Annotated in this window: 34 protein-coding genes and 1 pseudogene; 25 read left to right on the top strand and 10 right to left on the bottom strand. The window is 52.5% G+C overall.

Going from position 1 to position 26,108, the window contains the following annotated elements:
* Nucleotides 1-399 precede the first annotated feature (399 nt).
* The gene (locus SynSYN20_RS02775) at nt 400-654 is read left to right on the top strand and encodes a hypothetical protein (RefSeq protein WP_186524645.1); all 255 of its coding nucleotides are present in this window, start codon (nt 400-402) and stop codon (nt 652-654) included.
* On the opposite strand, the gene SynSYN20_RS02770 is transcribed toward SynSYN20_RS02775, so the two are convergent.
* Complete coding sequence (locus tag SynSYN20_RS02770; protein WP_255476338.1) at nt 646-1,074, bottom strand: hypothetical protein; 429 nt, start codon at nt 1,072-1,074, stop codon at nt 646-648. The two genes, SynSYN20_RS02775 and SynSYN20_RS02770, sit on opposite strands and share 9 nt — an antisense overlap.
* Before the next feature lie 339 nt (nt 1,075-1,413).
* Between SynSYN20_RS02770 and SynSYN20_RS02765 the strand changes: the two genes are divergently transcribed.
* From SynSYN20_RS02765 to SynSYN20_RS02720, 10 genes are all read left to right on the top strand, one after another.
* A complete protein-coding gene (locus SynSYN20_RS02765; RefSeq protein WP_186524643.1) occupies nt 1,414-1,860 on the top strand; it encodes a hypothetical protein in 447 nt (148 codons plus the stop codon).
* Nucleotides 1,857-2,459: a phycobilisome polypeptide gene (locus SynSYN20_RS02760; protein ID WP_186524642.1), complete on the top strand. Its 603-nt coding sequence runs from the start codon at nt 1,857-1,859 to the stop codon at nt 2,457-2,459. The genes SynSYN20_RS02765 and SynSYN20_RS02760 overlap by 4 nt, the downstream gene beginning before the upstream one ends.
* 92 nt (nt 2,460-2,551) lie before the next feature.
* Nucleotides 2,552-3,298: a phycobilisome rod-core linker polypeptide gene (locus SynSYN20_RS02755; RefSeq protein ID WP_186524641.1), complete on the top strand. Its 747-nt coding sequence runs from the start codon at nt 2,552-2,554 to the stop codon at nt 3,296-3,298.
* A 5-nt stretch (nt 3,299-3,303) separates the two neighbouring features.
* Entirely contained in the window at nt 3,304-3,990 is a 687-nt protein-coding gene (locus SynSYN20_RS02750; protein WP_186524640.1) for a pentapeptide repeat-containing protein, read from the top strand.
* Nucleotides 3,991-4,162: 172 nt separating this feature from the next.
* Nucleotides 4,163-5,047, top strand: a complete 885-nt coding sequence (locus tag SynSYN20_RS02745; protein ID WP_186524639.1) for a phycobilisome linker polypeptide — start codon at nt 4,163-4,165, stop codon at nt 5,045-5,047.
* Between the two features lie 98 nt (nt 5,048-5,145).
* Nucleotides 5,146-6,792, top strand: coding sequence for a phycobilisome rod-core linker polypeptide (locus SynSYN20_RS02740; protein ID WP_186524638.1), 1,647 nt, complete (start codon nt 5,146-5,148; stop codon nt 6,790-6,792).
* Between the two features lie 106 nt (nt 6,793-6,898).
* A complete protein-coding gene (locus tag SynSYN20_RS02735; RefSeq protein ID WP_186524637.1) occupies nt 6,899-7,633 on the top strand; it encodes a phycobilisome rod-core linker polypeptide in 735 nt (244 codons plus the stop codon).
* 300 nt (nt 7,634-7,933) lie between these two features.
* Nucleotides 7,934-8,473 carry a phycobiliprotein lyase gene (locus SynSYN20_RS02730; RefSeq protein WP_186524636.1) on the top strand — a complete coding sequence of 180 codons (540 nt, stop codon included), beginning with the start codon at nt 7,934-7,936 and terminating at the stop codon, nt 8,471-8,473.
* Between the two features lie 15 nt (nt 8,474-8,488).
* Nucleotides 8,489-9,094 (top strand): chromophore lyase CpcT/CpeT, encoded by a 606-nt coding sequence (locus tag SynSYN20_RS02725; protein WP_186524635.1) that lies wholly within the window; start codon nt 8,489-8,491, stop codon nt 9,092-9,094.
* 30 nt (nt 9,095-9,124) lie between these two features.
* Entirely contained in the window at nt 9,125-9,433 is a 309-nt protein-coding gene (locus tag SynSYN20_RS02720) for a CpeR family transcriptional regulator (RefSeq protein WP_186524634.1), read from the top strand.
* 10 nt (nt 9,434-9,443) lie between these two features.
* Here SynSYN20_RS02720 and SynSYN20_RS02715 read toward each other — a convergent pair whose 3' ends face one another.
* Both SynSYN20_RS02715 and SynSYN20_RS02710 read right to left on the bottom strand, forming a co-directional pair.
* Nucleotides 9,444-10,049, bottom strand: coding sequence for a Nif11-like leader peptide family natural product precursor (locus SynSYN20_RS02715; protein ID WP_186524633.1), 606 nt, complete (start codon nt 10,047-10,049; stop codon nt 9,444-9,446).
* Nucleotides 10,050-10,051: 2 nt separating this feature from the next.
* Nucleotides 10,052-10,363, bottom strand: coding sequence for a hypothetical protein (locus tag SynSYN20_RS02710; protein ID WP_186525399.1), 312 nt, complete (start codon nt 10,361-10,363; stop codon nt 10,052-10,054).
* Nucleotides 10,364-10,482: 119 nt separating this feature from the next.
* On the opposite strand from SynSYN20_RS02710, the gene SynSYN20_RS02705 reads away from it, so the two are divergent.
* The 3 genes from SynSYN20_RS02705 to mpeA all read left to right on the top strand — a co-directional run bounded on the left by SynSYN20_RS02705 (nt 10,483) and on the right by mpeA (nt 12,915).
* Complete coding sequence (locus SynSYN20_RS02705) at nt 10,483-11,691, top strand: HEAT repeat domain-containing protein (RefSeq protein ID WP_186524632.1); 1,209 nt, start codon at nt 10,483-10,485, stop codon at nt 11,689-11,691.
* 138 nt (nt 11,692-11,829) lie between these two features.
* Nucleotides 11,830-12,375 carry a bleomycin hydrolase gene (locus SynSYN20_RS02700; protein WP_186524631.1) on the top strand — a complete coding sequence of 182 codons (546 nt, stop codon included), beginning with the start codon at nt 11,830-11,832 and terminating at the stop codon, nt 12,373-12,375.
* 42 nt (nt 12,376-12,417) lie between these two features.
* The gene (gene mpeA / locus SynSYN20_RS02695) at nt 12,418-12,915 is read left to right on the top strand and encodes a class 2 C-phycoerythrin subunit alpha (RefSeq protein ID WP_186524630.1); all 498 of its coding nucleotides are present in this window, start codon (nt 12,418-12,420) and stop codon (nt 12,913-12,915) included.
* Nucleotides 12,916-12,998: 83 nt separating this feature from the next.
* Here mpeA and SynSYN20_RS02690 read toward each other — a convergent pair whose 3' ends face one another.
* From SynSYN20_RS02690 to SynSYN20_RS02685, 3 genes and pseudogenes are all read right to left on the bottom strand, one after another.
* On the bottom strand, nt 12,999-13,940 hold the full coding sequence (locus tag SynSYN20_RS02690) for a HEAT repeat domain-containing protein (protein ID WP_255476337.1): 942 nt from the start codon (nt 13,938-13,940) through the stop codon (nt 12,999-13,001).
* Nucleotides 13,941-13,985: 45 nt separating this feature from the next.
* A pseudogene (locus SynSYN20_RS14645) lies at nt 13,986-14,210 on the bottom strand (HEAT repeat domain-containing protein); the annotation flags it as partial.
* 538 nt (nt 14,211-14,748) lie between these two features.
* Nucleotides 14,749-15,255, bottom strand: a complete 507-nt coding sequence (locus SynSYN20_RS02685; protein WP_370586697.1) for a DUF2656 family protein — start codon at nt 15,253-15,255, stop codon at nt 14,749-14,751.
* Here SynSYN20_RS02685 and SynSYN20_RS02680 point away from each other — a divergent pair.
* A complete protein-coding gene (locus SynSYN20_RS02680) occupies nt 15,225-16,145 on the top strand; it encodes a HEAT repeat domain-containing protein (RefSeq protein WP_186524629.1) in 921 nt (306 codons plus the stop codon). The genes SynSYN20_RS02685 and SynSYN20_RS02680 overlap by 31 nt on opposite strands.
* Nucleotides 16,146-16,193: 48 nt before the next feature.
* On the opposite strand, the gene SynSYN20_RS02675 is transcribed toward SynSYN20_RS02680, so the two are convergent.
* The 3 genes from SynSYN20_RS02675 to cpeB form a co-directional block, all read right to left on the bottom strand.
* Nucleotides 16,194-16,802: a HEAT repeat domain-containing protein gene (locus SynSYN20_RS02675; protein WP_186524628.1), complete on the bottom strand. Its 609-nt coding sequence runs from the start codon at nt 16,800-16,802 to the stop codon at nt 16,194-16,196.
* 155 nt (nt 16,803-16,957) lie between these two features.
* On the bottom strand, nt 16,958-17,452 hold the full coding sequence (gene cpeA / locus SynSYN20_RS02670) for a class 1 C-phycoerythrin subunit alpha (protein WP_006854882.1): 495 nt from the start codon (nt 17,450-17,452) through the stop codon (nt 16,958-16,960).
* Between the two features lie 53 nt (nt 17,453-17,505).
* Nucleotides 17,506-18,060, bottom strand: coding sequence for a class 1 C-phycoerythrin subunit beta (gene cpeB / locus SynSYN20_RS02665; protein WP_115070741.1), 555 nt, complete (start codon nt 18,058-18,060; stop codon nt 17,506-17,508).
* A 338-nt stretch (nt 18,061-18,398) separates the two neighbouring features.
* Here cpeB and SynSYN20_RS02660 point away from each other — a divergent pair, with 338 nt between their 5' ends.
* The 10 genes from SynSYN20_RS02660 (at nt 18,399) to SynSYN20_RS02615 (ending at nt 24,594) form a co-directional block, all read left to right on the top strand.
* Nucleotides 18,399-18,617, top strand: a complete 219-nt coding sequence (locus SynSYN20_RS02660; RefSeq protein WP_006854880.1) for a hypothetical protein — start codon at nt 18,399-18,401, stop codon at nt 18,615-18,617.
* Between the two features lie 119 nt (nt 18,618-18,736).
* Nucleotides 18,737-19,297 carry a phycobiliprotein lyase gene (locus tag SynSYN20_RS02655; protein ID WP_186525396.1) on the top strand — a complete coding sequence of 187 codons (561 nt, stop codon included), beginning with the start codon at nt 18,737-18,739 and terminating at the stop codon, nt 19,295-19,297.
* Nucleotide 19,298: 1 nt separating this feature from the next.
* The gene (locus tag SynSYN20_RS02650; RefSeq protein ID WP_186524627.1) at nt 19,299-20,000 is read left to right on the top strand and encodes a 15,16-dihydrobiliverdin:ferredoxin oxidoreductase; all 702 of its coding nucleotides are present in this window, start codon (nt 19,299-19,301) and stop codon (nt 19,998-20,000) included.
* Entirely contained in the window at nt 19,997-20,773 is a 777-nt protein-coding gene (locus SynSYN20_RS02645) for a phycoerythrobilin:ferredoxin oxidoreductase (protein WP_186524626.1), read from the top strand. Before SynSYN20_RS02650 ends, SynSYN20_RS02645 begins: the two co-directional genes overlap by 4 nt.
* 180 nt (nt 20,774-20,953) lie before the next feature.
* Complete coding sequence (locus SynSYN20_RS02640) at nt 20,954-21,472, top strand: phycocyanin subunit beta (RefSeq protein WP_186524625.1); 519 nt, start codon at nt 20,954-20,956, stop codon at nt 21,470-21,472.
* A gap of 40 nt (nt 21,473-21,512) precedes the next feature.
* Nucleotides 21,513-22,001 carry a phycocyanin subunit alpha gene (cpcA, locus tag SynSYN20_RS02635; RefSeq protein WP_186524624.1) on the top strand — a complete coding sequence of 163 codons (489 nt, stop codon included), beginning with the start codon at nt 21,513-21,515 and terminating at the stop codon, nt 21,999-22,001.
* Between the two features lie 85 nt (nt 22,002-22,086).
* Nucleotides 22,087-22,677, top strand: coding sequence for a chromophore lyase CpcT/CpeT (locus SynSYN20_RS02630; protein ID WP_186524623.1), 591 nt, complete (start codon nt 22,087-22,089; stop codon nt 22,675-22,677).
* Nucleotides 22,668-23,477, top strand: coding sequence for a HEAT repeat domain-containing protein (locus SynSYN20_RS02625; RefSeq protein ID WP_186524622.1), 810 nt, complete (start codon nt 22,668-22,670; stop codon nt 23,475-23,477). The genes SynSYN20_RS02630 and SynSYN20_RS02625 overlap by 10 nt, the downstream gene beginning before the upstream one ends.
* Nucleotides 23,474-24,109 carry a HEAT repeat domain-containing protein gene (locus SynSYN20_RS02620; RefSeq protein ID WP_186524621.1) on the top strand — a complete coding sequence of 212 codons (636 nt, stop codon included), beginning with the start codon at nt 23,474-23,476 and terminating at the stop codon, nt 24,107-24,109. The genes SynSYN20_RS02625 and SynSYN20_RS02620 overlap by 4 nt, the downstream gene beginning before the upstream one ends.
* A complete protein-coding gene (locus SynSYN20_RS02615; protein WP_186524620.1) occupies nt 24,106-24,594 on the top strand; it encodes a low molecular weight protein-tyrosine-phosphatase in 489 nt (162 codons plus the stop codon). Before SynSYN20_RS02620 ends, SynSYN20_RS02615 begins: the two co-directional genes overlap by 4 nt.
* Before the next feature lie 4 nt (nt 24,595-24,598).
* Here SynSYN20_RS02615 and SynSYN20_RS02610 read toward each other — a convergent pair whose 3' ends face one another.
* Complete coding sequence (locus SynSYN20_RS02610) at nt 24,599-26,083, bottom strand: bifunctional pantoate--beta-alanine ligase/(d)CMP kinase (RefSeq protein WP_370586696.1); 1,485 nt, start codon at nt 26,081-26,083, stop codon at nt 24,599-24,601.
* Nucleotides 26,084-26,108: the final 25 nt, after the last annotated feature.

Below are 26,108 nucleotides of genomic sequence, written 5' to 3'. Positions count from 1 at the left end.
AATACAAAAGGGATGACCTAATACATCCAACCAGAGGCAATGAGGGTCAACCAGGAAACAAAATATTTTTTGACAAAATAGATCTTCTAGCTTCCCAGCAATAAAGAGAGCTGTCTGCCATAGTCACAACTGAGCGCATCAAACAACGCAGTCAGGCTCAACAAACCAATTGAAGCAGAAGAGGAATAGAGTTCTGGTATCGAATGCAAGCCTCAGGGATGCATTGGAACTACCGAACAACATGCTCTTAGGCTTGGGGAAGGTAGAGCAGCAACAAGCAAGAACGCCTCCTAGGCGCTTCTTAGCAGCACTGCTACACCAATTTGAATGCTTCAGGGGGCAAATTGTCGAAACGCCCCTAGTTCAAATCTGGATCCTGGTATTTGCTTCCAACCACGAATGATACGCGTACCGATTGATGATGATCGCACCTTCAACAATGCCGACGGATTTGCGATGGTGTTCGACCGAACATGGAAGCAATCAGCAACAGCGAAGGCATTTGAAGCTCTTTCCGTTGATGAACGCATCGACGTCGTAATTGCACAGATGAACGACCATCCCTTTCTCCAGACTGAGCCCGAGCAAGCACGTCAGGTCGCCATCTTTAGGGTTCGATTGCTCAACCTGGATGGATCAGACCGATCAAGCTGATAGTAGATCGTCAGCTTGCTCTATGCCTCGATCGATGGTGTCTAAGGGTGGCTCCTGTGAATCATTGATGTACACGGTTTGCTCCAGATCAGAATTTTCAAGCTCATCCAAAACGTCGTCTGAGTCGTGATGAGAATCGGTCACGGCTTCAAGCCGAGGGACCTCTGACTGTGTCTGATCTTCAACCCTCTCACTCAGCAAACCGCGGAGTTGCTCGAGGCGATCGCTACTATCGGCAAGCAATAAAAAGCTTTCAGAATCCTCAGCTTGTTCGGACTCATCAGACTCCGAAATAACGGAGAGTTCGTTAAATCGTTCTTCGAGCGCAAGCAATCTGAGCGTCAAAGATTCAGCAATTTCACTGACCAAGTGCAGTTGTCCGCTCAACTGCTGAACCATGTCTTGACTAGAAATGGTCATTGGTGTGAACTCCGAGCTCATCGAAAACTGATGGTATCGATCACAAACAACTTGTCCACTCTGATCTCAAACTCTCGTGAATGAGACGAATGCACCATCTGATAATTTTTCCGAAAGATCCAGACAGTTGGTTGCCTACCAGATCAGTGCGCGGTTTCGCGTGCAGTTCGCAAGGGACATAGGCATCTTGAGAGGGGCTGCGCTCAAAACCCCTAGGTCCTAAAGACTCCAGCGATGGTTTTGTTTGTCTGCAAACCTCAAGTCAGGGAAGGCAACTCCTTCCCGTCCTCGAACGCCTTTAAGAAGCAGAGATAAGATTCTGCGATCTGAGCTGTTGTGATGAACGGTGAAGCCGATTCCGCGATCAGAGCTCTGATCCAAAAGATTCAACCTGAGAATGAATGCCAGCACTCCATCGGGGATGGGGTGCTGAGAATCAACCTCAAAGCTGACGATCTCAAACTTTGGCGCGACACCCTGCTTGGCCTCAAGGAACCTGGCAACGTCCTGTTGGCTTGCGAAAGCAACAGTGATGCACTCGAGGCAACGAGCCTCACGTGGGTTGTTGGCGCTGCGATTCGCGCAGCGCGCATCGACTCGTCTCAAGGGATCGTTCCTTTATTGAGCGAGCTCGGCGTCTCCCTGGACCTTGCCCAAGCCTTGCCAGACCACTGCCCTGGACTCGGAGCAGACATCACCTGGGCTTTTTACCTGGAGCGGCACGGTTGGCTAACCGCTTCGCCAATCGTTGATGAACAGCTTTTAGATCTGGCCATCACGCCATGAGCACATCGCCATCACCTGAACAAATCCGATCTCTTGCCCAACGAGCACAGATTTTCGGATTGCCAGATAAGCAATCTCTCAACAGTGATCTAAGAGACATCCTTGCCAATGCAAACCGCGAAGTAAGGCTCCTCACAGCGGAGGAAATCACTCATGCCTGCCACTACTCCGGAGTGACATCTTCTCCGCTGATTCAGCTTCAAAACCAAGCTTCTAATTTGGTTGACAGCGCTCGCGAAGCACTGCTCGATCAACAGCCATGCCTCGTTTTAGCCGGAGGTGCTCTTTACCCTCAGGAACGTGCTGATGCCTGCTGGCGCGATTGCTTTCACTTTCTAAGGATCAGTTTCTACGCCGTTGCAGCAGGCGAGAGCACATTCACCGACCCCTCTGGGCTCAAGGCCATGGAAGAGCTCTATGCCCTTCTCAATGTTCCTGTGCCCGCCTTACTAATCGCCCTCTCTCACCTTCGCGATTTCGCCTGCACGGCCTATTCCCATGCTGGAGCCAATCACGATGTGGGCTTGCTGGAAAGTGCCCTTAACCACCTCATCAAAAAAATCAGTGCGTTTCAGTTCGATCACGAACAGAAGAGTTAAAAATCTTTAGGACGTAAAGAGAGACGAACGATTGATAGTCCTTGGGGTATCTCAAGGGAAACTATCACCACATTTATGGGCACAAACACCTAATGCCTCTGCCACGGCTTGACTACCCCCTCACCAGCCAAAACCAACGCGTTGGCGATCTTGGCGGCCTGGAGGCACCTCTCGATCAAACTGTGATCGCAGCAGCAGCAAACGGTGAGAACTGGACGTCTCTCACAAATCAAATAGAAAGCGCTTACAGGCAAGTGTTCTTTCATGCCATGAAGGCAGACAGAGATCCCTTTCTTGAGTCGCAGCTGCGCAACGGAAGCATCACGATGCGCGACTTCATTCGCGGCCTCTTGCTATCCCGGCGCTTCACCGAGGGATACGTGTCCTGCAACAGCAATTACCGCCTCGTGGATCAAGTTGTTGGAAGAATTCTTGGGCGCCCTGTTCATGGAGACGGTGAACGGCTGAGCTGGTCGATTGTGATTGGCAATCTCGGATTTGCTGGCTTTGTCGACGCTGTACTCGACAGCGGCGAATACATGGATTCGTTTGGCTACGACCAAGTTCCAAACCAGCGATCAAGAGTGATACCTGGCGCCGCAACTGGCGAAATGCCGATCTACCAGCGCTTCCCTCGCTACGGAAGCGATTGGCGTGACATGCAGTGGACCCAAAAGTTGCAAACCCGCGACATGGCAGGCGGAAGCGTCACTCCTGCCTGGATCAAAGAGCCACCAGCCTGGGTTAAGAAGTTCTGGTTGGGTCTGGCCCTGGTTGGCAGTGTCGAAGTTCTACGGGTGCTGATCATCGTGGCAGGCTCAATGCTCAGCACCCGTTAATTGCCGTGACCGCTGAGCTTGAGCTCTCCACCTGGCTACCACCTGAACAAACTCTCCCTGATGCAGTGGCATCGGGGAGAAAAGATGCGAGAGGAGCCGACTGGCGAGGCCAATCGCTTGGAACACTTGATCTCAGCGGGGCTTCACTCTGCAGAGTTGATCTAAGCGGTTGCGACTTATCGCACTGCAACCTTGATGGCGTTGATCTGCGTTTAGCCCGCTACGACAGCACTACAAACTGGCCTGAAGGATTTGACGTTCGCAGCTCAGGCGCAGTTGGGCCTGGAGCAAAGCTCAATGGAGCATTCCTGAACGGAGCTGATTTACGGGCCATGGATTTGCGTGGAGCCTCTTTGATGGGCACCTACCTCAGTGGAGCCGATCTCAGCGGAACCCTGCTCGACGATGTTCGCCTCGTCGGAGCCGACCTCCGCCATGCCGTGCTGAGGGCAGCCCGCTGCCGAGGAGCACGCTTTGGTAGCTGCCAACTCGACTATGCAGACTTTCGAGGCGCAGACCTCACGAATGCAGGACTTGAAAGCGTGGAGTCCATCAAAGGAGCCGACTTTTCTTTGTGTATCGGCTTAGGAGAGCAATTGGGAGTCTTGCTGGCACGTCCGTATCTCGAACTGGACTGCTGGAACCCCATGACGCGTAAAAACACGCGTGAATCACTGGAATCACTGTCCTGAACTGGCTTCAGCCACATCTTCTTCGGCTATCACTTATCAGTCCAGCCGCCGACACAAAGCCAAAATGGTCATGTCACGCAACACTCCAACACAATTGATTGAGCTTTATAAAGAATCGCCCTGCTAACAAAAGGGTTGTCAGAACATATAGAGCGAACACCCAGCGAGCTCTATGCCTTTCGGTCCCGCTTCGTTACTCGGCGTTGAGCGCTTCTCAGCAGAGAGCGAAGCTCCCCTTGAACTGATTCCAGGCGATGAAGACGCCAAGAAGGAGCAAATCATCACAGCCGTGTACAAGCAGGTACTCGGCAATGCCTACGTGATGGACAGCGAGCGTCAGCTCGTCGCCGAATCCCAGTTCAAACTTGGCGAAATCAGCGTGCGCGAGTTTGTTCGCGTCGTTGCCAAGAGTGAGCTGTACAGCGCACGCTTCTTCGATGCCTGTCCTCGGTATCGCTACATCGAGCTGGCCTTTCGCCACCTTCTTGGTCGGGCTCCGGTGGATTTCCAGGAGATGCGCACCCATGCGGAACGCCTGGACAGCAAGGGCTACAACGCCGATATCGACAGCTTCTTGGACTCAGACGATTACCAAAATACGTTTGGGGAGTGGACCGTGCCTTACCAGCGAGGGTGGAAGACCGAAAGCTGCACCACCATGCAGGAATTCACTTGGAGCTTCCAGCTTCTGCGTGGCAACAGCAGCAGCAGCTTGAAAGGCGACCTCTCTGGAATCACCAGCAAATTGGGTGGTGCTGCTTATCAGAACCGTCCTTTAGCCGTCGTGCCTCCGTCGTCCATTGACACGCAGGGTTGGAGTTTCCGACCCTCCAAGAATCTCCAGGATGCTCCAACACGCCTTGGCGTTGGTGCTGGCGACGAAGGCAAGACCTATCGCGTGGAAGTTACTGGCTACAGCGCCAACAACGTTCGTCGCATCTCTCGATACACCCGCTCAAACCGTGTGTATTACGTGCCCTTCGACAAGCTCTCCGAGCAGTTCAAACGCATTCATGCCGAAGGCGGAAAGATCGCCAGTATCACCCCCTCGAACTGAATCGAATCCTGGATTGGCAGTTGCATGACACGCCAATCCATCTTTCCTTGTCGCCCTAAGTAAGCGACCACCTCTCCCTTCCCTCTCCCCCAACCCCCATGTCCGCCTCTCAAGGTTTCGGAGCCAGCTCCCTCAACTCGAACCCTGTCTCATTCAGCAGGAATCGCAATGCAGCCAACAAGCCAGCACTGAGCAACGCTGAGTTTCTGCGCCAATCCTGCGCCTCAATGAAAATTGCGATCGGCCCGCGGAATCACGAAGATTGTCCCCATGGCGGAACGATGCAGCGTTACGCCGTCGACGATGCAGCTGGGCTCGAAGCAGCAATCAACGCTTCCTACCGTCAGGTCTATGGAAATGCTCATGTGATGGAACATGAGCGCTCGAGAGAACTAGAGGCTCAGTTCTGCAATGGCGAACGCAATGTACGCGAATTCGTGAGAGGCCTTGCAAAGACTGAGTTCTATCGCGCACGTTTCTTCCAAGGCGTTGCCCCCATGCGCGGTGTTGAACTAAACATTAAGCACCTGTTGGGTCGTCCTCCAACATCCCAGGCAGAGATGTCTGCGCACATCACTCTGCTGGCAGAAGCTGGTCACGATGCTGTCATCGACTTCATCGTTGATTCTGCTGAATACGCCGAAGTGTTTGGCAATGACGTGGTTCCTTACACCCGTTCCTTCACCTCTGCCGCAGGCATCCCCACCAGCAGCTTTGTCAATATCGCCGCTCTTGAGCGTGGTTTTGCCATCAGCGACAGTGCCGTTGGCGCTCGCAGTCAGCTGAGCAACACCCTTGCCCGAGGAGCCGTTCCTTACATTCAGCTTCCCAGTTCCGTCTCCGCCGCGGGTGGAGCGAAGAGCAGCGGCATGGGAACAAATGTCAAGTTCTCCTCCAAGGTCCGCAGAAGCAGCGATGGGGGCGACTCGATGCCAGCACGGGGCGACGCCTATGTGGGCTTCGGTCTTGGTCAACGGGAACAGGAGGTTTTCCAACGGTGCCCTGGTGACAGCGCGGATCAAGTCAACGCCTTGATTCGTGCCACCTATCGCCAAGTGATGGGCAATCCCCATCTCATGGAATCAGAGAGGGCCTTGTCGGCGGAAAGCAAGTTCACTGAGGGTTACTACAGCACTCGTGAGTTGGTTCGTGGCATCTGCCTGTCATCGGAGTATGTGCGTCGTTTCTTTGAAACCAACGCGCCATATCGCTTTGTTGAGCTGAACTTCAAGCACATGCTTGGACGTGCACCCATCTCTCAAGCAGAGGTGAGCGAGCACATCCAAATCCTTGCCAACGAAGGCTACGAAGCTGAAATCAATAGCTACGTCGACAGCGCCGAATACCAAAGCACATTCGGCGAGGACACGGTTCCATACATGCGCATCCTCTCTGAGCAGGGACGCTCACAACTGGCCTTCAACCGTCACCTGTCTCTCTCCGAGGGCTATGCAGCCAGCGACACCGTGGCGAACAGTTCGTCTCTTGTTACATCCGTAGCTACGAAAACTGTGCCCAGTGGATGGCGCACAACCACAGTCCGCAGCAATCGTAATAGTGCCATTGCTGGCTCCCCTGATCCCACCAAGCGGCGTTTCCGCATCGTGGTGCAGGCACAACCGGCCGGTGGACGTCAAAGGACACCGAATGCCAGCTACTTGGTGTCAGGCAAGGACATGACAAGCCAAATGAAGTACATCCACCGCCGTGGAGGTCGGATCGTTTCCATCACCGAAGTGATGTGACCTAGCAAGGGATCCAATGCGTCCCTTTTCATCCTCCTTGACGCTCTTTGGCTTCATCCGACCACCGTCTGTGATGAAGCCTTCTTTTTTTCTTTCCCCCACCACCATGACTGCCCCTTTGACCCTCACCTGCGCTGCCAATCAGGACAGAGAGCAAGCCTCCATTGTTCTAAAAGCCGCTTACCGCCAGGTGTTCGGCAACCGTTATCTGATGGAACTCGATGTCTGTCCCTCCATCGATGCGCTGTTCATGAACGGTGACCTCACCGTTCAAGGGCTGATCACTGCGTTAGCCCAATCGGAGACCTATCGGCGTTACACACTCGAACCGAACAGTCCTTATCGCTTTGTAGAACTGAATTTCAAGCACCTGATGGGACGCCCTCCACGTAATCAGGCTGAGATCAGCGAGCACGTCAACAGACTTGCAACAGAGGGATTCGAAGCTGAGATCGCCAGCTACACCTACAGCGACGAATATCTCAAGAGTTTCGGCATCGACACTGTTCCTTTTGCCAAAACAGCGACGTCAGTTGTTGGCGAAAGTACCGTTGCGTACCAACGCAACAACGCTATCGACCCCGGCTTCGCAGGTTTCGATGGGAGCAAAGCATCGATCCTGCTCACCAGCATTGCCTCCAACACCAATCCCACAGCAGCTAGAGCTCGCAAGGCCGTTGGCGGTGGTGGCCGTTACACAATTATTTGGACCTCACGTGTTCAGCTTGGAACGGCACGCCGTTCGGCCCAGCGATCCGTGGTCAGCTACAACTCCCTGTCCACAACAATCAAAAGCATCCAAGCGCAACGCGGTCGCATCATCTCTATTGCGAATGCTTAACCCTTAGGGAGATCTGCTCAATGAGCAGATCGAATCAGTCATGATTGGGGTCTGACATTTCCAGCCCCAATTTGGCTTGATCGCAGCCAAAGCCGTTAGCTCCTTCAATTACTCAAAACGACATGCCAATCTTTAGAAACCCCTCCAACCGAAAAACGTCAGGAGAAAACGAGAGTTTCCATGATTCGGTTTCTGGCGTTCCGATGGCCATGTCGATGATGATTGACTCCATGGTGAATATGGTGCACATCAATCAACCTCATCAAACTGTCACGTCGGCAACGATTGACGCACATCTGAATGAATATTGAGTCCTTCGTCCAACAAAGCGAAGGCAAATGGCGCTCAATGCGTTCTGGTCACTCTTTAGCCTTCCAGCAATTTGAGGATGTACTCAGCGAAGTTGAAATCAAAAGCGTTGATCCCTCATCTACAAGTGTTCAAGAATTAATTCAATCGTCAAATATAGCTCCAAAATCAACATCAACATGTCCCTTTCAGATGGACTGGAAAGCTGAAAGCGACTGGGAACCTGACGATCCAAGCGATGTAACATCAGGATCCTGCATTCTCGTTCCGCTTCCAACCAACGAGAGAGAAGGGAAAATAATCAGAAGCGTAGGTTACGCAGAATCAGAATTCGCAGTCTCAGATTATCAATTCCTCGAGGATGGAACCTTCTTACTCAAAACACAGTACGAACAATCCATTGCAGAAGAAAGAATTTGGTTTGTATCTGAAAATGTAAGATGCCGTTCCTCCGTATTACGAACATCAGCAGGGTCAGGGATCTTACAAACTTCATTTGCGTCAGAAGTAAGGCGTTTAAACATTCAGTAACTACATCAATGATCGATGCGCTCTAAACAAGAATTATTGAAATTTGCAAAAACACTGGCTGGGCATTACAGCAATTTCGAGCAATCCCAAGACAATCCCAAAGACTTTGCCCACATCAATATCTATTTCAGGCCTTTAGTCTGGGAAATATTAAAAGGGCCTGGATTCTACTCAGAACAAAGCTACGACCATGATCCATGGAGTCCCTATCGACAAGGGATCCATCGACTGAAGCTCATCGAAGACGTCTTTGTTGTTGAAAATTTTGGATTTTCTGATGCCTTGAGGCTCGCCGGTGCAGGTCAACGTCCGGAATTGCTGAGCAGCCTAAAAGTGGATTCCCTCGCGCCTCGCTGTGGATGTGACATGCATTTTCGCGAGGTCGGTGCTGGATGTTATCGGGGCGAAGTAGAACCCGGTCACAAATGTTTGGTCCCACGCGATGGGGAAATGACCTACCTCATCAGCGAGGTGGATGTTGACAGCACCACTTGGGTTAGCCGTGATCGAGGTTTCAATCCAGAAACCCATGTACAAAAATGGGGCTCCGAACATGGGCCCTTAAAATTCAATCGAGTTTCCTCACTTGGAGACTCTCTAAGCCTCGACTGGCTTCGATAAGATGATTCAACAATGCAGCATGTGGTTTGAATGTCCGCGCTAGATGCGGAAAAACAATTAAAAGCATGGATCCGGTCGCAACACTTGATCTGTGTTGGAACAGATTTTATTTTCGAGACTGTCGATCAGAGCCATCTCGAAAAATTCGAGCGATGCATCGAGTTGCTTGGTGGAAAGATTCGTTCCGTTTCAGCTGCAGGCAATTGGCCCATGGGCCCAAATCGAACATTCAAAATACTTCGTGCTAATGCACCAGTGCCTCGCCCAGGGGGAGAAGGCATTGTGACTTACTGGGCGAAGCGCGGAACATCTCAAACGCGATATGCCGAGATCAGCTGAAAACGGATGATTACTCGTCAAACCAACCAAACCAGGTCGGCTTGGAGAAGTCTGAAACTTTGTTCCATCGACGCAAAAGCGTCAATGAGTCAATAGGGAAACCCTCAGCATTGGCAAGTTCAATAACTGCATCCTGATCCCTGGCAAACTTCACTTGATCCTTTAGATCAGGCCTGCTTTTAAGCATTTTGATAAAAGATTCAAGGGCTTCATCCCGCTGAATATCGCTGATCGGCCTCAGATCATGAGCAACAGTAGTTGGCTCAGTAAACTCATTTTGATCACTTTCTTGAGGGATAGAGCCAAAATCAGCCGTACCCAGCAATCCTTCAGTGAGGGTACCTTCCATTAACAATGGACGCCAACTTGACAATTGGCGAAAGGCCCAACTCCAGTGAGCTGGGTCCGCGCATTGGAGTAATTCCAACTCTGAATCAGTAGACTGAAGCGAGTCCATCGCAATATGCCGCCCCCATTCAATCAACGAAATCGAAAAGCCCCTGATATTTGCGTAAGCCACTAAATCATAATGTGTCGAAAGAGTCTTAATTCCAGTAGCAATGCCGTGATCAGCAATAACAGCTTGAACAAACCGATCAAGTTCAGATGATGCCATATTCAGCACTCCTCAATCCAAAGAGCAAAATTAACTTTTTCGCAAATCATTTGTAGTACAAGAGGTCCACCAGGACATTGAAGCGTTCGCCAAGGGATTCCAGCCTGAGTAATACCAGAGTCAACAAGGATCTTTGGAATTCGAGTTGCCTGCTCCAGTGGAATCAAGGATCCAGAGAGCGGACTGTCAAAATCTACGAGAAGTGTCTTGAGATCCTCGATACTGGCAACAGCATTCAAAGCATCGTCCAGATCAAATGCTTTGACAAAGCGAGAGATCTCACTCAATGCAGAAGATTCGGACGTCACATTGATACTCCAATGAGCCTGGACCCTAGTATAGAGATAAGGCTCAAACCCAGAGCTAAAGGCTCGGGCCTTGTGAGGCATTAAGCCAAGTGCCGGCATCAAAATCCCATTCTTCCCTTTCGGCAATGAGTGAGCGCTTTGACACATTATTTTCAGGGATGAGTGAGGAGAATGCTCTCAATCTCATTATTACTGATCCAAGCGAACTCGATAATCCCGGTGTTAAGTACTTAGCAGCATCGCGCCTTGGAGCTTGTACATCGCAACAGTCTCTTGATCGATTGATTGAAGTTGCATCAAAGGAAAGCGACAACCTTTACGAACGAATCACCCGCCGAAAAGCTCTTGAGGCGCTTGGTCGACGCAAACAAAAAACAGCTCTCCCTGTCTTGATCGATGCTCTGACCGATCAAGACGAACCAACGGTCGTTAACGCTGTTGACTCCATTGCACGCATTGGCGCAGCACTGACTACTACACAGCAGCAGCAATTACTGACTGCACTGAACGGTCCTGACAACCAAAAGCGTGCCGTTATTCAGGCCTTGATGCGTCTGAACCTTCCAGATAGCAACGGTGTGATTGCGGAACTGCGCGCAGATTTAAATCCTTTAGTCGCAGGAGCGGCCCATGCCCATGCCCTACGGCTAACCAATCGAGACGAAAGCTTGGGGCCATTGCTGAATCAATTACAAGACACCAACCCAGGACGCCGCCGGGCAGCCGTCATTGATTTAGGTGATGCCCAACACTTGGCGGCCTTAGAAGCGCTCACCCGCTGTCCCGTTTCCATGCCCCTGAGGGCTAAAAGCGCATTTCTCATCGCCAAGGCCCAAAGCGAAGTCAGCCGCAACGCCAACAGCAAAGACAAGACGAGCACCTTCCTGGAAACGCTCCTTCAAGATGATCCGCGAACGCTTGCCCTCGATCCACTGTCTCCGATTTCCCCGGAAGCTCAGGCAATACGCGATGGCCTGCAACACCGCGATGAAGCCCGTCAATACGCGGCAGCCAAAGCGTTGTGCGAGATGCCCGCTGCTGAACGCCTTGCTCTCATCGACGACCTTGAAGAGCATCAGGGAAGCGACTATGGAGTGCACTATCTCCTGGCCAGCTGCGTTGGTCTGCTCGAGCTGCATGAACGAAGCGACCTGGTGAGAGGAGCCCTACAAGAAACCGGCCCTCAGTACTCCAAATCAAGAATCGCGGCCGCTTGGAGCTGTCTTCGCCTTCGCCTGGATGACCAAAGGCCCCTGATCAAAGAACTCGCTGCGGAACACCCCTGGGAGCCCCTGAGATGGTCGTGTACCCGGGTTCTGGAGAAAATGAACTGAGGCTTTATATTTTCTTCATAATTTAAGTGCAAACTTGTATTGAGAAGCCAGAGAAGAATGCTTCTCAGCTGTCAGATGAAGGTACGGTCCCGTGGTGATGCATCGCATCTAAGTCCCCCCTCTTGTAAGCATTTTATTATGCTCGACGCATTCTCCAGGCAAGCTGTTTCCGCCGATTCCAGCGGCAGCTTCATTGGTGGCGACCAGCTCTCCGCACTTCGCTCATTCATCTCTGAAGGCAACAAGCGTCTCGACGCTGTGAACGCCATCACCAGCAACGCTTCCTGTGTTGTGTCCGACTCTGTTGCAGGCATCTGCTGCGAGAACACAGGACTGACAGCTCCAAACGGTGGTGTGTACACCAACCGCAAAATGGCAGCATGCCTGCGTGATGCTGAAATCATCATGCGCTACGTCTCCTACGCACTGCTGGCAGGTGATGCCTCCGTACTTCAGGATCGCTGCCTGAATGGTCTGCGCGAGACCTACGCCGCATTGGGCGTTCCTTCCGGATCCGCTGCACGTGCTGTGGCCATCATGAAGGCATCTGCCTGTGCCCACATCACCAACACCAACAACAGCACTGGCCCCCAGCGCAAGATGGCTGTGACTCAGGGTGATTGCAACGCTCTGTCTGCTGAAGCTGGCTCCTACTTCGACATGGTGATCAGCGCCATCAGCTGAAGCTCATCTGAGATTTTCAACCAAACACATCTCTAAAAATCAATGAAGTCTGTCCTGACCACCGCCATCGGCTCCGCTGACAGCGGATCACGTTTCCCCACCAGCTCCGACTTGGAAGCTGTGCAGGGTTCCCTGCAACGCGCTGCTGCCCGTCTTGAGGCTGCTGAAAAAATCGCTCAAAACTACGATGCGATTGCTCAGCGTGCTGTTGACGCTGTGTACACCCAGTTCCCCAACGGCGCCACCGGCCGCCAGCCTCGCCAGTGCGCCACTGAAGGCAAAGAGAAGTGCAAGCGCGATTTCGTGCACTACCTTCGTCTGATCAACTACTCCTTGGTTGTCGGCGGCACAGGCCCTCTCGACGAACTGGCTATCAATGGTCAGCGCGAGGTTTACAAGGCCCTCAGCATCGACCCCGGCACCTACGTTGCTGGTTTCACCCAAATGCGTAACGACGGTTGCGCCCCTCGCGACCTGAGCCCACAAGCTCTCACCGAGTACAACGGTGCACTTGACTATGTGATCAATTCACTCGCCTGATTCAAGGCTGAGTTTTTCATCCATATTGATTGGGGCGAATTTTTCGCCCCTTTTTTATGTCAAGCATCAAATAGATCGTCTGGCTAAATCACATCTCGCATCATCGCCTGAGCTCGAGCAGCAACAAAGGGGTTAGGGTCAAGACCTGATGATTCCAAAAAAGCACCCCTATCTGAGTCAAACATCGAATCGGACAAAACCATCAACGCTGCATATCTCGATTCCCAAAAAGGCATTGAGCTAGACGATAAGAGCTCAGCAAGTCTGCATTGATCAAAGACAATTCCCAACCGATACAGGGACAAGACCGCAGCAGACTTTGACTTCATGAATTGTGGTCGCTGAGAAGCAATCGCTTCATCCAAGATCTGTTCAATCACGGATAAAGCATCCTTAGGCCAGTCACAACGATTGCCAAACAGTCTCACGAAAAAGTAGTGTGCACCATAATCATTGTGAGCTTCTTCAATCCAGCGCTGATAGAGCAATGGCCAAATTTCAACAGCCGACCGATCACTAAGAGTTTTCAGAGCTAAATAACAGCGACTAAAATCTGTTCCAAAAAGTTCTTGAATCAAGAATTCATTCGTCGGTGGCTGATCATATTGATGAACCAGTTCTAAATCGCCGGGAAAATCATTGAGAAGAGAGTCTAAAACTGAAAGCAGCGATAGTTCACCCAAGCCCAAGTCTCCTTCTGGCCAAAGTGCACGAAGAGCGCGCATTCGGAAGACCGGAGAAACTGGGGCCTGCAAAATAGAGGGAAGCAATTCCTTTGCACAACAATCGATTGCATCCTGAATTCCAGATTGTCGATCCATCTGATTGGGCAGCAAAAAATGCTCTTTGAGTACATCGAGATGAAGACAGGGTGCACCTAATTTGATACATGCGCTGATGGCTGCTCCACGGACTCCTGCACTTTCACTATCTCGGAGTGGCTCGATGACCCCAAGAGCAGAGGTCACATTCAAACCCGCCAAACTCTGGATCAGGACACGTTGATTTTGATCAGAACGAGACAACAACGAAATCAATTGTTGATGGAGAGCATCAACCTGGCAATCCAATTGAGCGAGGGCCCATGCTGAATTTTCAACAAGATAGGGATCATCACTAGTCAAACAACGACCGATTGCAGGAATCGCATCTTGACAATGCAAGCGGCCTAAAACTTCAACAGCCTTACGACGCGCCAAACGCCTCGGCTGAGACTGGTCCTGATCATCAACAAGAGCAAGCAAAGCCTCCTCTGTGGATGGACCAGGAAAATTAAGCAAGTGCGCAGCCGCCATGTAGGGATCGCTCTGCGACTCCAACTGATCGATTGGCGTTAACAGCAGTCGAATTGCTTCAGGCTGCGTCAGCCCTGGATGGATGTTGTCGAAAGCACCGCTCATCGCTGTCGCCACCTTTGGGTCTTGATCTACTAAGTCTGAAGGATGCTGAGACAAGCAATGGGCAAAATCAATCTCTAACGAAAATTAAGCAACTCTCGCCAAACGAAAAAACTGCGAGAGACTAGGTAAAGGTTCGATTAGCAAGCATGGGCCCTACACAGGCTTCTTCTGTCTTAATAAAAACCACGATTGAGCAGGGCTCTCGTCTTTCCTCTCAACAGGTCATCAGAATCCCTCTCCAGCATCTTGCCAGGACCATCCAGGCGATGCATAGCAAAGGGATTGCAATCGAATCAATCGACATGGGCTTCGCCGCATCATCAGGATCAGGGCATATGGGAAAGACTCCCCCCAAAGTGGCTTCATCAAAAGAAGACAATTCTGAGAAGTCCAGAAAGCGAGCTGGTCGTAAGCGCCGCCAGTAAACAACTAACTACTGATCAATGACCTGGACAACACCATCGGCTGGACGCCCTGAGATCAATCCACTCCAATTGATTGCGATCAAAAATGCTTCAGGATCGGTGGTCTCAACAACATCAACCCCCCAGCCTCCTTCCTGAAGGGGGGCACCGGGGTTGCCGGGGCTGTCTTTGCGGCCGCCCAACGCCATCACAGCATGGTAGGTACCGTGACTCATATTTTTTCGAACAGCACGCCATGACGAAGTGAGACGATCCGCAAACGTCTCAGGATTGAGAGAAGATTCGATTTTCAACTTCCAATGAGGATGTGTCAGCGCTTCTACTGAGGTGAAGGAGGCGTCTTCATTCTTCAAAGCAGTAGCAAGCTCCTCGAAGCTAAGGGCAGGAACAGAAGAATCCTGAACTTGAAGATTATGAGAAAGAACGTAGCTAGTCACACAAGTCTCGTTGCTTTCATGACCATAGCGATCGAACGAGGTCGATAATGGATTATCGCGTTCATCATCCAGTGTCACACCCTTCAGCTCAGCCCAATAGCTCTGATCCGATTCAACTGAGTGGAGAAGAAGCAGCGCAGCTTGCCGAAGGACTTAAGCAACAGTTGCGCCAAGGAGAAATACCTGCAGGCGACAGTGATGCCATTGAAAAGATGGTGGCTGGATTAGGTGATAAACGTGGCTTATTACGACTTACTTTTGCGGAAAGTTTGGGTGCGATCGGCAGCGCTGCCGTACCCTCACTTTGCATTGCGATGCGACGGCACGAGAACGTCACGGTTCGTCGAGCTGCTGCCAAAACGCTGACGTTAATTAATGACGTGAAAGCACTACCCGATCTCCTTGAAGCTCTCTTGGAGGATCCAGATCCTGTCGTCCAAGGGTCTGCCGTAGGCGCTATGGCATGCATTGGTGCAGCGTCCGTTGATGGCCTTCTTGATGTGCTCATCAACCCTAAAAGCAGTCAAATGCAAATAGGACTAGCTAGTTGGGGGTTGTCTTTTGTGGGAGCAAAAGCACCAGAAGCCCTGCGCAAAGCAGCCTGTTCAGAACATGCACAAGTGAGAACAGCCGCCATTGCAGCACTGGGTGATCAGATCCAACAACTTGACGATCTTGACGCCCGTGAACTTCTGCAAAATGCACTGAATGATCCAGAAGAAGAGGTTCGAGCCGAGGCAACCACATTGCTAGGGAAGCTTCATGACACAAACTGGGGAGCCCCACTCCTACTACCAATGTTGAGCGATCAACACCCCCAAGTACGGAAAAATGCAGCGCTTTCATTGATGAAACTTGGTGACCCGCAAGTTATCTCAAAACTGCGCACTGATCTTCAGAACGAACAAGACAGCAGCGTGATTACCATCTTCAACCTTGCGATCAATCAATTATCTCGTGACGAATAAGATTGATCGATGTCAAAGCCTTGGCCATCAGCTTCTATGGCATTAGCGTTAGCCGATCATCCGACTTAAAGAAGCATCGACAGTCTCACGCGAGAGTGGATCTGTTTCAGGGTCAGCCAAAATGTCTCTTAAGCACTGTTCTGCCGCAGGATCTGGAATTTCTGCGAGGGCCATGGCTGCAGACTGAATATGAGCAATATTGCCACCCTTACAAATGCGAATCAAAAGAGGAAGTGCTTGCTTGCCCACTTGGCCCAATGCCATCACGGCAGACTGAGAAACAACTGGCGAGGCATCATCGAGAGCAACTTCTAAGAGAGACATCGCCTCGGAGCTAAAGTCTTGCTCTGGATAGTTTGAAGCGATCTGAGCATAGGCTTTCACACAACTTGCCCGCACCGTTGCATCGGTGCTCTGAGCAAACAAGTCAGCTAGGGGGTGCAGAGTCGACACTCCAAAAGCACCTAAACCTCGCACCGCGGCGCGGCGCAAAGAAACATCTGGTTGATCGAGTAAAGACAACAAGCGTGGAACAGATTCTTCCGGCCAATCATCAACCATTGCTGTATAAGCCTCTTGCTGAATCCTCGGATTGGGATGGGCTAGATCAGCGAAGAGATCATCCAATTCACGACGCTGGTCATTCGAAGAAGCCATGAAATCAAAGCAATGAAAGACGATTGAAACCCATCAAATCGTCCATATAAATCTACTAGAAAACCAATCCACTTCATCGCTAGCTTGGGAAGTGGCATAAAAAAGGAGGCCAATTGGCCTCCTTTCGTTCCGTTTAAGGACCTAAATCAACGTCTTCAGGAAAGAGCGTTGATGGTGTAATCAAGGTAGGACTTGAACTCGTTCAGAGCCTGGGGGCTCATGTCACGAGGTGCACAAGCGCGGTCACGGGTGTAGGTGAGAGCTTCCACGTAAGCAGAAGTTGGCAGGCCTAAGCCGCGATAAACCTCGCGAGCACCAGCGATGCCCCACTCATCGAGAGGGCCTGTACCACCAACAATCAGGCAGTAGTTGATCAGGCGCATGTAGTGGCCCAGATCGCGGTAGCACTTGTCCACCTTGGTCTGGTTCTCACCAGCCTCACCGGGCTGCTTGAGGTAGGGATACTTGTTGAAGCAAGCATCACCAGCTTCTTTGGTGACTGCATCGAGACCAGAAGCCAGCTTTTCAGCAGCTTCGAGACGGGCAGCAGCACGTTGGATGTTGCCTTGAACGGCTTCGAGGTCGTTCTGTGAAGGGAAGCGACCTGCTGCATCAGCAGCAGTCACAACGGTCGTGACGACGGATTTCATCGTTGAGATCCTTTAGATGGAGGTTTGCGTTGAGAAGAGAAAAACCGGATGACTCAGCTGATGGCGCTGATCACGCGATCGAAGTAAGAGGCAGCCTCAGCAACCAGAGCAGAGCAGTCGCCCTGAATGGTTTCCATCTTGCGGAACTTGGTTCCACCCAGTGCGGGGGTGTTGGTCTCGCCGATGTGCGCAGTCGCTGAAGCCTTCATGATGGCAACAGCACGGCCTGCGGACTGTGCAGGCACACCAAGAGCGATGTAGGTCTCTTTAAGACCATTCAGGCAACGATCGTCAAGGACAGATGCGTCACCGGCGAGCAATGCGTAGGAGATGTAACGGAGAACAATCTCACCATCACGCAGGCAAGCAGCCATGCGTCGGGTGGGATAGCAGTTACCACCGGCCTGGATCAGACCTGTGTTCTCACAAATCATGCCTGTCACTGCATCGGAAACGATGCAGGAAGCATTAGATGTAATTGCGTTGACAGCGTCCAGTCGCTTGTTGCCTGCGGCAACGTACGAACGGAGAGCAGCGATGTCGCCAGAACCAACAGGAGCGGTTTTGGCGTCAGCGCTCAAAACTGAGCGGGAGAATGCGTCGAGCATTGGGAGCCGGACTAAGGGAGCTTGAGGCCTAAGACTTGATAAGGGGTCAAGAGAACCTGACGTATCCGTTTCGTGGTCGAAAGCTCAATAAACTTAAGGGGCGCAAACTGGGGGGCCGTGCATTTTGAGCAGATCACGCAAAGGTTCGTCACCGTTTTGAACTGATCACTGAAAGAGCTTGTCCTGGAAAGGGTTACATGACCGAGAGAAGTCCAAAATTCTGCTCAACCAGCGCAGGGAGGGCCAGTATTTAACATTTGCTTCAGATTTGAACCACTAGCGCCAGCGGTTTTCCAAGCAAACCCCTCTATTAGCCTTTTTAAAACCTTTGACTGTCGATGGCTGAATCATCTTTGAGCGAACTTCAGGAGTCGATAGAAGAGCTAACGGCCTACATGGAGCGTCTTCGCAAAGATGTTATTGGCATGGGGCAAAAGCTCAAATTGCCGCAAAAGCGCATCGATGCCTCCATTGCGGAGCACCCAGAGCTTCAACGTCTGACCCAGATCCTCCATCAACTCGAAGAACAAGTTCGAACGGTGAAAGCCTCCAATTAACAGAGACAGTCCCTACCTTTCAGTCGAATGGCCCTATGACAGTGAGCGACTCATCATTAGAGGTCATGGGTTCTGCCGGAGCATCTCTTCAAACTCCAGGATTTGAATCACCCATGACGATGACGGCGTTCCTTGAGGCCAGCGCCGGTATCTGGATGATTCGTCGCGTGGTCCATCACCAAGACCATCAAGACGATGAAGATGGAGATTCAAACCTCATCATTGAGCCCTTCGGCCCCAATGACGAGAGCGTGGCAGCGATCTGTGCAGCCCTGGCTGTGGACCCATCACGAGGCTGCGGAGGTGCGCGCTTTTGGTGGGAAAGCAATCTCAAACTGAGCGATCGCAGTGACGATCGTGCAGCAGCACTCGTGAATGTTGTGAACCCGGAAAATTCAGCCACAGGGTTCCTCGTGCGTGACAAGGGGTACGTTGAAAAACAAGCGGTTCTGAGCTCTTACTGCTTTGCTGAAGATGGAGTGCTCACGATCACGACCCGATACGACACCAGCGTGGGTATTGAACGCTGCTGGTTCGTAACCGACCAGCTGCGCATGCGCGTGAGCTCGGTACAAAACCTGGACGGCGTCACCATGACGACTTACTGCACAGAGCGTCGTTGCCCAAGCGACGCTGACATCCTGGCCCTTGCCAGGCACACCGCAGAACGAGAGATCTGACATGTTCGACCCCTTTCTCGAAACTCTGCATCAAGACATCAAAGCGAGGGGAGGCCAGGTGCAAACCATCTCTCCTGAATTTGAATTGCAGCGATCTGAGCGCAACGCAAGCACGATTCGCAGCTGGTTATGGGACGTTCCAGGCTTTCGCCGTTGGCGGGTCACACGTCTCGATGCCGGAGAGAGTTTGCAGGTTCTCAATTCCGTGGCTTATCCCTCCCATGACCTCGATCATCCAATTCTTGGAATTGATCTGCTGTGGTTTGGCGCCCGTCAAAAATTGGTAGCCGTTCTCGACTTTCAGCCCTTGATCCAAGACGAGGGTTATCTGAAACGTCACTTTTCAGGCCTGAAAGCACTCAACGAACGCTTCCCTGAACTGAATGGAGAAGAAACGATGCGCTCTTTTGACCCCCATCAGTATTTTTCTCCATGGCTGTTGTTCTGCAGGGGAGGAGCTGAGCAAGCCCACGAATCACTTCCCACAGCTTTTAACGAATTCATGAAATGTTTCTGGGACCTACATGACACAGCCAAAGCTGTTCCATCGCAGCTGCCTCCAGACGAAGTCGACAGACTTCAGATTGCATACGACGTCTACAGCGCAGAACGCGATCCTGCTCACGGTTTGTTTACCAGCCATTTCGGGAAAGCCTGGTCAGACAAATTCCTGCATACCTTTCTTTTCCCTGCTGCGTTATGAGCGATTCACGCCAATCCAGCCTCGACCCCGTTCAATTAGAAGGATGGCGTTGGGCACCGTTTCTCGATCAGGCCATCGAGCAACTGCTGCCGATGCAGCCCGTGGCCTATCCGATTGAAAAGACCTATTTGCACAGGCACAACACCGGTGGCTCAGCAAAAAAGCCCTTCAGTGCGACCACAGAGACATGGGGTTGCAGCACTGAAAAGCTTCGACAAGTCAGAGCCGCATGCGTAGAGGCCGGTTCAGCCGCATCTGTTCTCAACCTGGTGATGAATCCCAGAACGAGCTACGACCTTCCTTTTTTTGGCGCCGATTTAGTCACGCTCCCAAACGGACACCTCATCGCCCTCGATCTTCAACCAGCACTCAAATCGGACGCGAGCCACACTGAACACGTCTGGGCAAGGCTGACTCCCCTCTTTGAGCGCTGGAGACAAGAGCTCCCCGATGGAGGCCCAATACCGGAAGAAGCCCAGCCCTTTTTCTCGCCCTGCTTCCTATGGACGCGCTTACCGCTTGGGGATGAAGGTGATGCACTGATTGAGAAGGCTGTGATGCCGGCTTATCTCGACTACCTCCACCTCTATATAGATCTCGTCAAAGAAGCGACGTCAGTGAGCTCGGATAGGGAACAAAATCTCTTAAGCGGGCAGCGAAAGTACACCGCCTATCGATCCGAGAAAGATCCAGCCCGCGGAATGCTTGGACGCTTCCATGGCCCCGAGTGGACCGAGAACTTCATCCATGGCGTGCTATTCGACCTCGAGTAAGGGTGAAAACGGCCTGGTCAGAGGTGCTCCACCGTCTGGGGAGTTAAACATTATGAACAGCTGTCGAGGACAACAAGCCTCTTTAGGCAGAATCGGGCTCGACGGGATGGGCACAGCTTCCGTGCCGTCCTCATCCAGGTCTGAAGACTTTTCCCTCCAGACGTTCCAAGGAGTTCTCCCATGTTCGACGCCTTCACTAAGGTTGTCGCCCAGGCCGATGCCCGGGGCCAGTTCATCAGTTCCAGCGAAATCGATGCCCTGTCGGCAATGGTTTCCGACAGCGACAAGCGACTTGACTCTGTCAGCCGTCTTTCCAGCAACGCTTCCACAATCGTTGCCAACGCTGCTCGCCAACTGTTTGCTCAGCAGCCTGCACTGATCGCTCCTGGTGGCAATGCCTACACCAGCCGTCGCATGGCTGCATGCCTTCGCGACATGGAGATCATCCTCCGCTACGTCACTTACTCAGCATTTACAGGTGACGCATCTGTCCTTGATGATCGTTGCCTGAATGGTCTGCGCGAGACCTACTTGGCTTTGGGCACACCCGGCGCCTCAGTTGCAGCTGGCGTCAACTTGATGAAAGAAGCTGCTCTGGCAATCATCAACGACAAAGCCGGCATCTCTTCAGGTGACTGCTCCTCACTCACCAGTGAAATCGGCACCTATTTCGACCGTGCTGCTGCTGCAGTGGCCTGATCAGGCATAGCTGACTCGACGATTTAATCCCTTTTCAACAATGAAAACTCCCCTCACCGAAGCTGTAGCAGCAGCCGATTCACAAGGCCGCTTCCTCAGCAATACTGAAGTTCAGGCTGCTTCTGGCCGTTTCAATCGCGCCAAAGCTAGTCTCGAGGCTGCCAAAGGACTCACCGCCAAGGCTGATTCTCTGGTGAACGGTGCTGCGCAAGCCGTCTACACCAAGTTCCCCTACACCACTCAGATGCAGGGTTCGAACTACTCCACAACCCCTGAAGGTAAAGCCAAGTGCGCCCGTGACATCGGCTATTACTTGCGCATGATCACCTACTGCCTGGTAGCTGGTGGCACTGGCCCAATGGACGATTACCTGATCGCTGGTCTCGACGAGATCAACCGTACGTTTGAGCTTTCCCCATCCTGGTATGTGGAAGCCCTCAAGCACATCAAGGCAAACCACGGGCTGTCTGGCAACGCCGGTACCGAGGCCAACAGCTATATCGATTACGCCATTAACGCTCTGATCTGATCTGGATCAATCCAAGAGTTTTTGGTCCAAAGAGCCCCCAGCTAGGGGCTCTTTTTTATTGTCAATCAATCCCTAAAGGCGGAACATGACGCCATCCGTACTCCGTTTTCTTCAGCAGATATGTGGTGAATACAGCAATCAAGAGCAGGCATTCGAAAACCCGCCTTTTTTCGCTCACATTTTTCTGCGCTACACACCGCTCCTCCACCTGAAACCTGGATCCATTTTGTTAGAGCAGACCTATGCCGTGGATCCCAGTCATCCTTACCGCTTACGCGTGATTAGAGCGGAAGAACGCGCTCCAGGAGTGATCAAGCTTTGGAATCAAACCTTCCTGGACCCAGAACGCTTTGCCGATGCCACGTTTAATTCAGACTGTCGCAAGCAAATTCAGGACAGTGATCTGATCTCCATGGATCAATGCCATTACCAAGTCACAGAGGTTGATGGTGGCTACCGCGGTGAAATGGAGCCTGGTTGCCAATGCATCGTGCATCGCGATGGGAAAGACACTGTTTTAGTCAGCACCTTTCATCTCAAAGGCGATGCTTTAGAAACTCTCGACCGAGGGCATGACCCGTTGACCCATGAACGCTGTTGGGGGTCGATCGCGGGCGAGTTTCGCTTTCTACGAACCAAAACGTGGGATGAAGAAATCCCTTCGCAATGGACTTAATCAATAGCTCGCCTGCAGCAACTAACGACACCCCCCCACTCAGTGAGGAGCAAGTCATCAGAAATTTGCGACAAGAATCAGATCTATCCGATCAGTACTACGCAGCATGGTGGCTCGGAAGGATGCGCAGTCGACATCCACAGACTGTGCCCCTACTACTCAAAACGTTGACAGCACTGGAGGATCATCCGCTCGATCAAGATCGTCGCGGGGTTGCACTCAATGCAATTCGGTCTCTTGGTTGGCTCCAAGACACCTCCACATCTCACATCCTTTCAAGCCTCCTGCAATCAAATGACTACGGCATTCGTGAAGCGGCTGCACGCAGCCTGGGTTCGATGCAAGCCTCCAACGCCGTAGAAGCGCTTTGCTCCCTTCTCGCCAGCGGGCCAACCGTCGCTGGCAAAGAACGTCCGAACTCAGCACTGTTGCAAGAGCCCTGTGAAGCAATTCTTGAAGCGCTTGGATCGATTGGCAGCAACGGAGCCGACGTGCTGAATGTGATTCGTCCCTTTTGCAACCACGCTCGAGCTTTAATTCGTAGTGCAGCCTGCCGGGCCATGTTGCAGCTCACCCAAGACGGACGATGGGCTCAACAGTTGGAACAACTGCTCAACGATCCAACCCCGCTTGTTCGCCGTGGGGCGCTTCTCGATCTAGGTGCCACAGGATGGCTCCCCTCGCTACCAGCCATTCAGGCCACAGCCGCTGAAAACAGCCTCAAATTGGTTGCCTTGCGCGGATTGGCCGAACAATCTGGTGATTCCAATGTTTTGGATGCCATGGATTCACTCTTGTGACCAACTCCGACCTTCTCTGCAGCGCGATTCGAGACCTCGATCATGCCCGCACAACCCTGGATCTGATCCAAGCCACCCGATCACTATCAACATTGAGGGATCTCAAGGCAGCACCAAAGCTGATCGAAGTCCTCAGTTTCAACAACCCAGCGGTAGGAGCTGTGGCGATGGGAGGACTGATTGCTCTAGGCCCCGATGTGGTGCCAATCCTCCTCAGCAATCTCAATGCCCATGATTACGGCGCTAGGGCGTGGGCCATTCGCGCCTTGGCTGAACTCAAGGATTCACGCGGAACAGATGTTCTGATTCAGGCCCTCCAACAAGACATCGCCCCGAGCGTGCGTCGCGCCGCGGCCAAAGGCTTAGCAGCCATCAGTGCGGCATCGGTTGCGTCGCCTGACAGGACAGAGCGTTGCATTCAGGCCTTAAATCGTGCTGCGGATGATGGAGAGTGGGTTGTGCGCTACGCCGTAGCCTACGGATTGGAATTTTGCCACCTCCATAGCGCTCTTCTGGCGAGACAAAGCGAGCAAGCTACTCACACGCTGAACACCCTTGCAGGGGAATCTGAAGAAGTGGTCGTGGTGCGCCTGCGGGCAAAGTTGGCTTTACAGCGCGTGAATCCCTCATGACAACAAAATTGCTATTTGTTTGTCTCGGCAATATCTGCCGTTCACCCGCCGCTGAAGGCGTATTCCTTCACCTCATCGAGCAACGAAAACTCACGAACCAGTTTCTCGTTGATTCCGCTGGGACAGGGGGCTGGCATGTAGGAAATCCAGCCGATCGACGCATGCAAGCAGCCGCGAAGCGCCGCGGGATTGATCTGCCCAGTCGTGCTCGCCAACTTGAACGCAGCGACTTAGAGAGTTTTGATCACATCCTCACCATGGATCAAGACAACCTGCGCAACGTGAGCAGCATGGCCAAAGAATTCGGCCCCCGAAGCACAGCCAACATTCGCCTGATGCTCAGCCATGCACGTCGGGCAGACACGCTTGAGGTTCCAGATCCCTATTACGGAGGTGAGCAGGGCTTCGAACATGTGCTCGATTTACTCGAGGATGCCTGTGAAGGGCTTCTTGACGGCCTCTTAGCTCCGCCCCCTCAGCGCTAAACCGTTAAACAGGAGTGGGCCAGACCTCTTCGCCCACACGACGACGGAACAAATCTTCCAGCGCATCAATCACCTGCTCGATGCTCATCCCATCGCTGATCAGCTCAATGGCATCGTCTGCTTGAAGCAGGGGCGCCACCTCACGGGTGCTATCAAGACGATCCCGTTCCAGAATCTGTGCCTCCAGCTCAGGAAGAGCTGGCACCTCGTGTCCTCTGGCTTCCAAATCGAGAGCACGACGTCGGGCCCGCTCTTTGGGAGTTGCCGTAAGAAACACCTTGAGCTCTGCATCTGGGAACACAGCAGTGCCAATATCTCTCCCCTCAGCGACGAGACCGCCCTCCTCACCCATTCGCTTTTGCTGGGCAGTCATTGCAGCGCGAACGCAAGCATGGGCCGCGACCGCTGATACAGACGCCGTCACCCGCGGATCACGAATCGCGTCGGTGACCTCGTGGCCATTCACACGCACCACCTGCACACCCTGCTGTAACGGCTCAAGTTCCACCTCGAGACCATTCAAGACAACGTCCACAGCCGCAGAATCAGCAGGATCAACCCCCTGCTCCAGCACCAACCAAGTCACGGCCCGATACATCGCTCCGGTGTCGAGGTACACAAGCCCGAGGCGCTCAGCAAAGGCTCTGGTCACCGTGCTTTTGCCAGCTCCTGCAGGACCGTCAATCGCAACGAGGGGAGAACGCGTCATTAAAAAAGCATGATCGATCAGGCGGGTGCTGCCGCATCGAACAGCAGCTGCAAGCAAATTAATGGATGCCTCATGGGGCTGGGAAGGCTTTAAGAGCCAGGGGTCAACAACGTCGACGTATTCCACTCCGAGTCCTCCCTCCTCAAGATGACGGCGAACTTGACCAGGGTCCGGCGACATGCCGCCACTCAAGAACGCAGATTTCGCATCGCGTAGAACCTGGGCAAACAACACCCCTTGCTGGCGCTCTTGAGCGTTGAGGTAGCGGTTGCGCGAACTGCTAGCCAGACCATCACCATCCCTCACGGTGGGCACACTGCGCACCCGGACGTCCAAGCCCAAGTCCACCACCATGCGGCGAAGAATGGTGAGTTGCTGCCAATCCTTTTCCCCCAAAAACAACTGATGCGGCCTGGCCAATGCCAACAGACGGCAAACCACCGTGACCACACCATCGAAGTGACCAGGCCGTGTGGATCCGCACAATCCTGACTGCAATGAGTTCGGGGCCTGAATCCGCCAGGTTTCAGCTATGCCACCGGGGTAAATCTGCTGCTCGTCTGGACACCAGATTGCCGAAGCACCAGATAGCTCCGCCAGTTCGCAGTCCGCTTCAAAGGTTCGTGGGTAGCGAGCGAAATCCTCATTCGCACCAAACTGCAAAGGATTGACGAACACGCTCACCAAGGTCTCTGCCACACCTGCCTTTGGGCAGGAGGCCGCCGCAATCAGGCTTGAGTGGCCGTGATGAAGCCCCCCCATCGTTGGGACAAAATGCACGAAGGCGTCACAGGATTGACGCCAA

The organism is Synechococcus sp. SYN20, assembly GCF_014279555.1.
Taxonomy (GTDB): domain Bacteria; phylum Cyanobacteriota; class Cyanobacteriia; order PCC-6307; family Cyanobiaceae; genus Synechococcus_C.
The sequence above is the reverse complement of the archived record's forward strand: the minus strand, read 5'-3'. Positions and strand labels throughout refer to the sequence as shown.

Coding starts and splice junctions, on each gene's coding strand:
- SynSYN20_RS02775 (WP_186524645.1), top strand. CDS start 400: ATGATACGCGTACCGATTGATGATGATCGCACCTTCAACAATGCCGAC.
- SynSYN20_RS02770 (WP_255476338.1), bottom strand. CDS start 1,074: ATGACCATTTCTAGTCAAGACATGGTTCAGCAGTTGAGCGGACAACTG.
- SynSYN20_RS02765 (WP_186524643.1), top strand. CDS start 1,414: ATGAACGGTGAAGCCGATTCCGCGATCAGAGCTCTGATCCAAAAGATT.
- SynSYN20_RS02760 (WP_186524642.1), top strand. CDS start 1,857: ATGAGCACATCGCCATCACCTGAACAAATCCGATCTCTTGCCCAACGA.
- SynSYN20_RS02755 (WP_186524641.1), top strand. CDS start 2,552: ATGCCTCTGCCACGGCTTGACTACCCCCTCACCAGCCAAAACCAACGC.
- SynSYN20_RS02745 (WP_186524639.1), top strand. CDS start 4,163: ATGCCTTTCGGTCCCGCTTCGTTACTCGGCGTTGAGCGCTTCTCAGCA.
- SynSYN20_RS02740 (WP_186524638.1), top strand. CDS start 5,146: ATGTCCGCCTCTCAAGGTTTCGGAGCCAGCTCCCTCAACTCGAACCCT.
- SynSYN20_RS02735 (WP_186524637.1), top strand. CDS start 6,899: ATGACTGCCCCTTTGACCCTCACCTGCGCTGCCAATCAGGACAGAGAG.
- SynSYN20_RS02730 (WP_186524636.1), top strand. CDS start 7,934: ATGAATATTGAGTCCTTCGTCCAACAAAGCGAAGGCAAATGGCGCTCA.
- SynSYN20_RS02725 (WP_186524635.1), top strand. CDS start 8,489: ATGCGCTCTAAACAAGAATTATTGAAATTTGCAAAAACACTGGCTGGG.
- SynSYN20_RS02720 (WP_186524634.1), top strand. CDS start 9,125: ATGTCCGCGCTAGATGCGGAAAAACAATTAAAAGCATGGATCCGGTCG.
- SynSYN20_RS02715 (WP_186524633.1), bottom strand. CDS start 10,049: ATGGCATCATCTGAACTTGATCGGTTTGTTCAAGCTGTTATTGCTGAT.
- SynSYN20_RS02705 (WP_186524632.1), top strand. CDS start 10,483: ATGAGTGAGCGCTTTGACACATTATTTTCAGGGATGAGTGAGGAGAAT.
- SynSYN20_RS02700 (WP_186524631.1), top strand. CDS start 11,830: ATGCTCGACGCATTCTCCAGGCAAGCTGTTTCCGCCGATTCCAGCGGC.
- mpeA (WP_186524630.1), top strand. CDS start 12,418: ATGAAGTCTGTCCTGACCACCGCCATCGGCTCCGCTGACAGCGGATCA.
- SynSYN20_RS02680 (WP_186524629.1), top strand. CDS start 15,225: ATGGATTATCGCGTTCATCATCCAGTGTCACACCCTTCAGCTCAGCCC.
- SynSYN20_RS02675 (WP_186524628.1), bottom strand. CDS start 16,802: ATGGCTTCTTCGAATGACCAGCGTCGTGAATTGGATGATCTCTTCGCT.
- cpeA (WP_006854882.1), bottom strand. CDS start 17,452: ATGAAATCCGTCGTCACGACCGTTGTGACTGCTGCTGATGCAGCAGGT.
- cpeB (WP_115070741.1), bottom strand. CDS start 18,060: ATGCTCGACGCATTCTCCCGCTCAGTTTTGAGCGCTGACGCCAAAACC.
- SynSYN20_RS02660 (WP_006854880.1), top strand. CDS start 18,399: ATGGCTGAATCATCTTTGAGCGAACTTCAGGAGTCGATAGAAGAGCTA.
- SynSYN20_RS02655 (WP_186525396.1), top strand. CDS start 18,737: ATGACGGCGTTCCTTGAGGCCAGCGCCGGTATCTGGATGATTCGTCGC.
- SynSYN20_RS02650 (WP_186524627.1), top strand. CDS start 19,299: ATGTTCGACCCCTTTCTCGAAACTCTGCATCAAGACATCAAAGCGAGG.
- SynSYN20_RS02645 (WP_186524626.1), top strand. CDS start 19,997: ATGAGCGATTCACGCCAATCCAGCCTCGACCCCGTTCAATTAGAAGGA.
- SynSYN20_RS02640 (WP_186524625.1), top strand. CDS start 20,954: ATGTTCGACGCCTTCACTAAGGTTGTCGCCCAGGCCGATGCCCGGGGC.
- cpcA (WP_186524624.1), top strand. CDS start 21,513: ATGAAAACTCCCCTCACCGAAGCTGTAGCAGCAGCCGATTCACAAGGC.
- SynSYN20_RS02630 (WP_186524623.1), top strand. CDS start 22,087: ATGACGCCATCCGTACTCCGTTTTCTTCAGCAGATATGTGGTGAATAC.
- SynSYN20_RS02625 (WP_186524622.1), top strand. CDS start 22,668: ATGGACTTAATCAATAGCTCGCCTGCAGCAACTAACGACACCCCCCCA.
- SynSYN20_RS02615 (WP_186524620.1), top strand. CDS start 24,106: ATGACAACAAAATTGCTATTTGTTTGTCTCGGCAATATCTGCCGTTCA.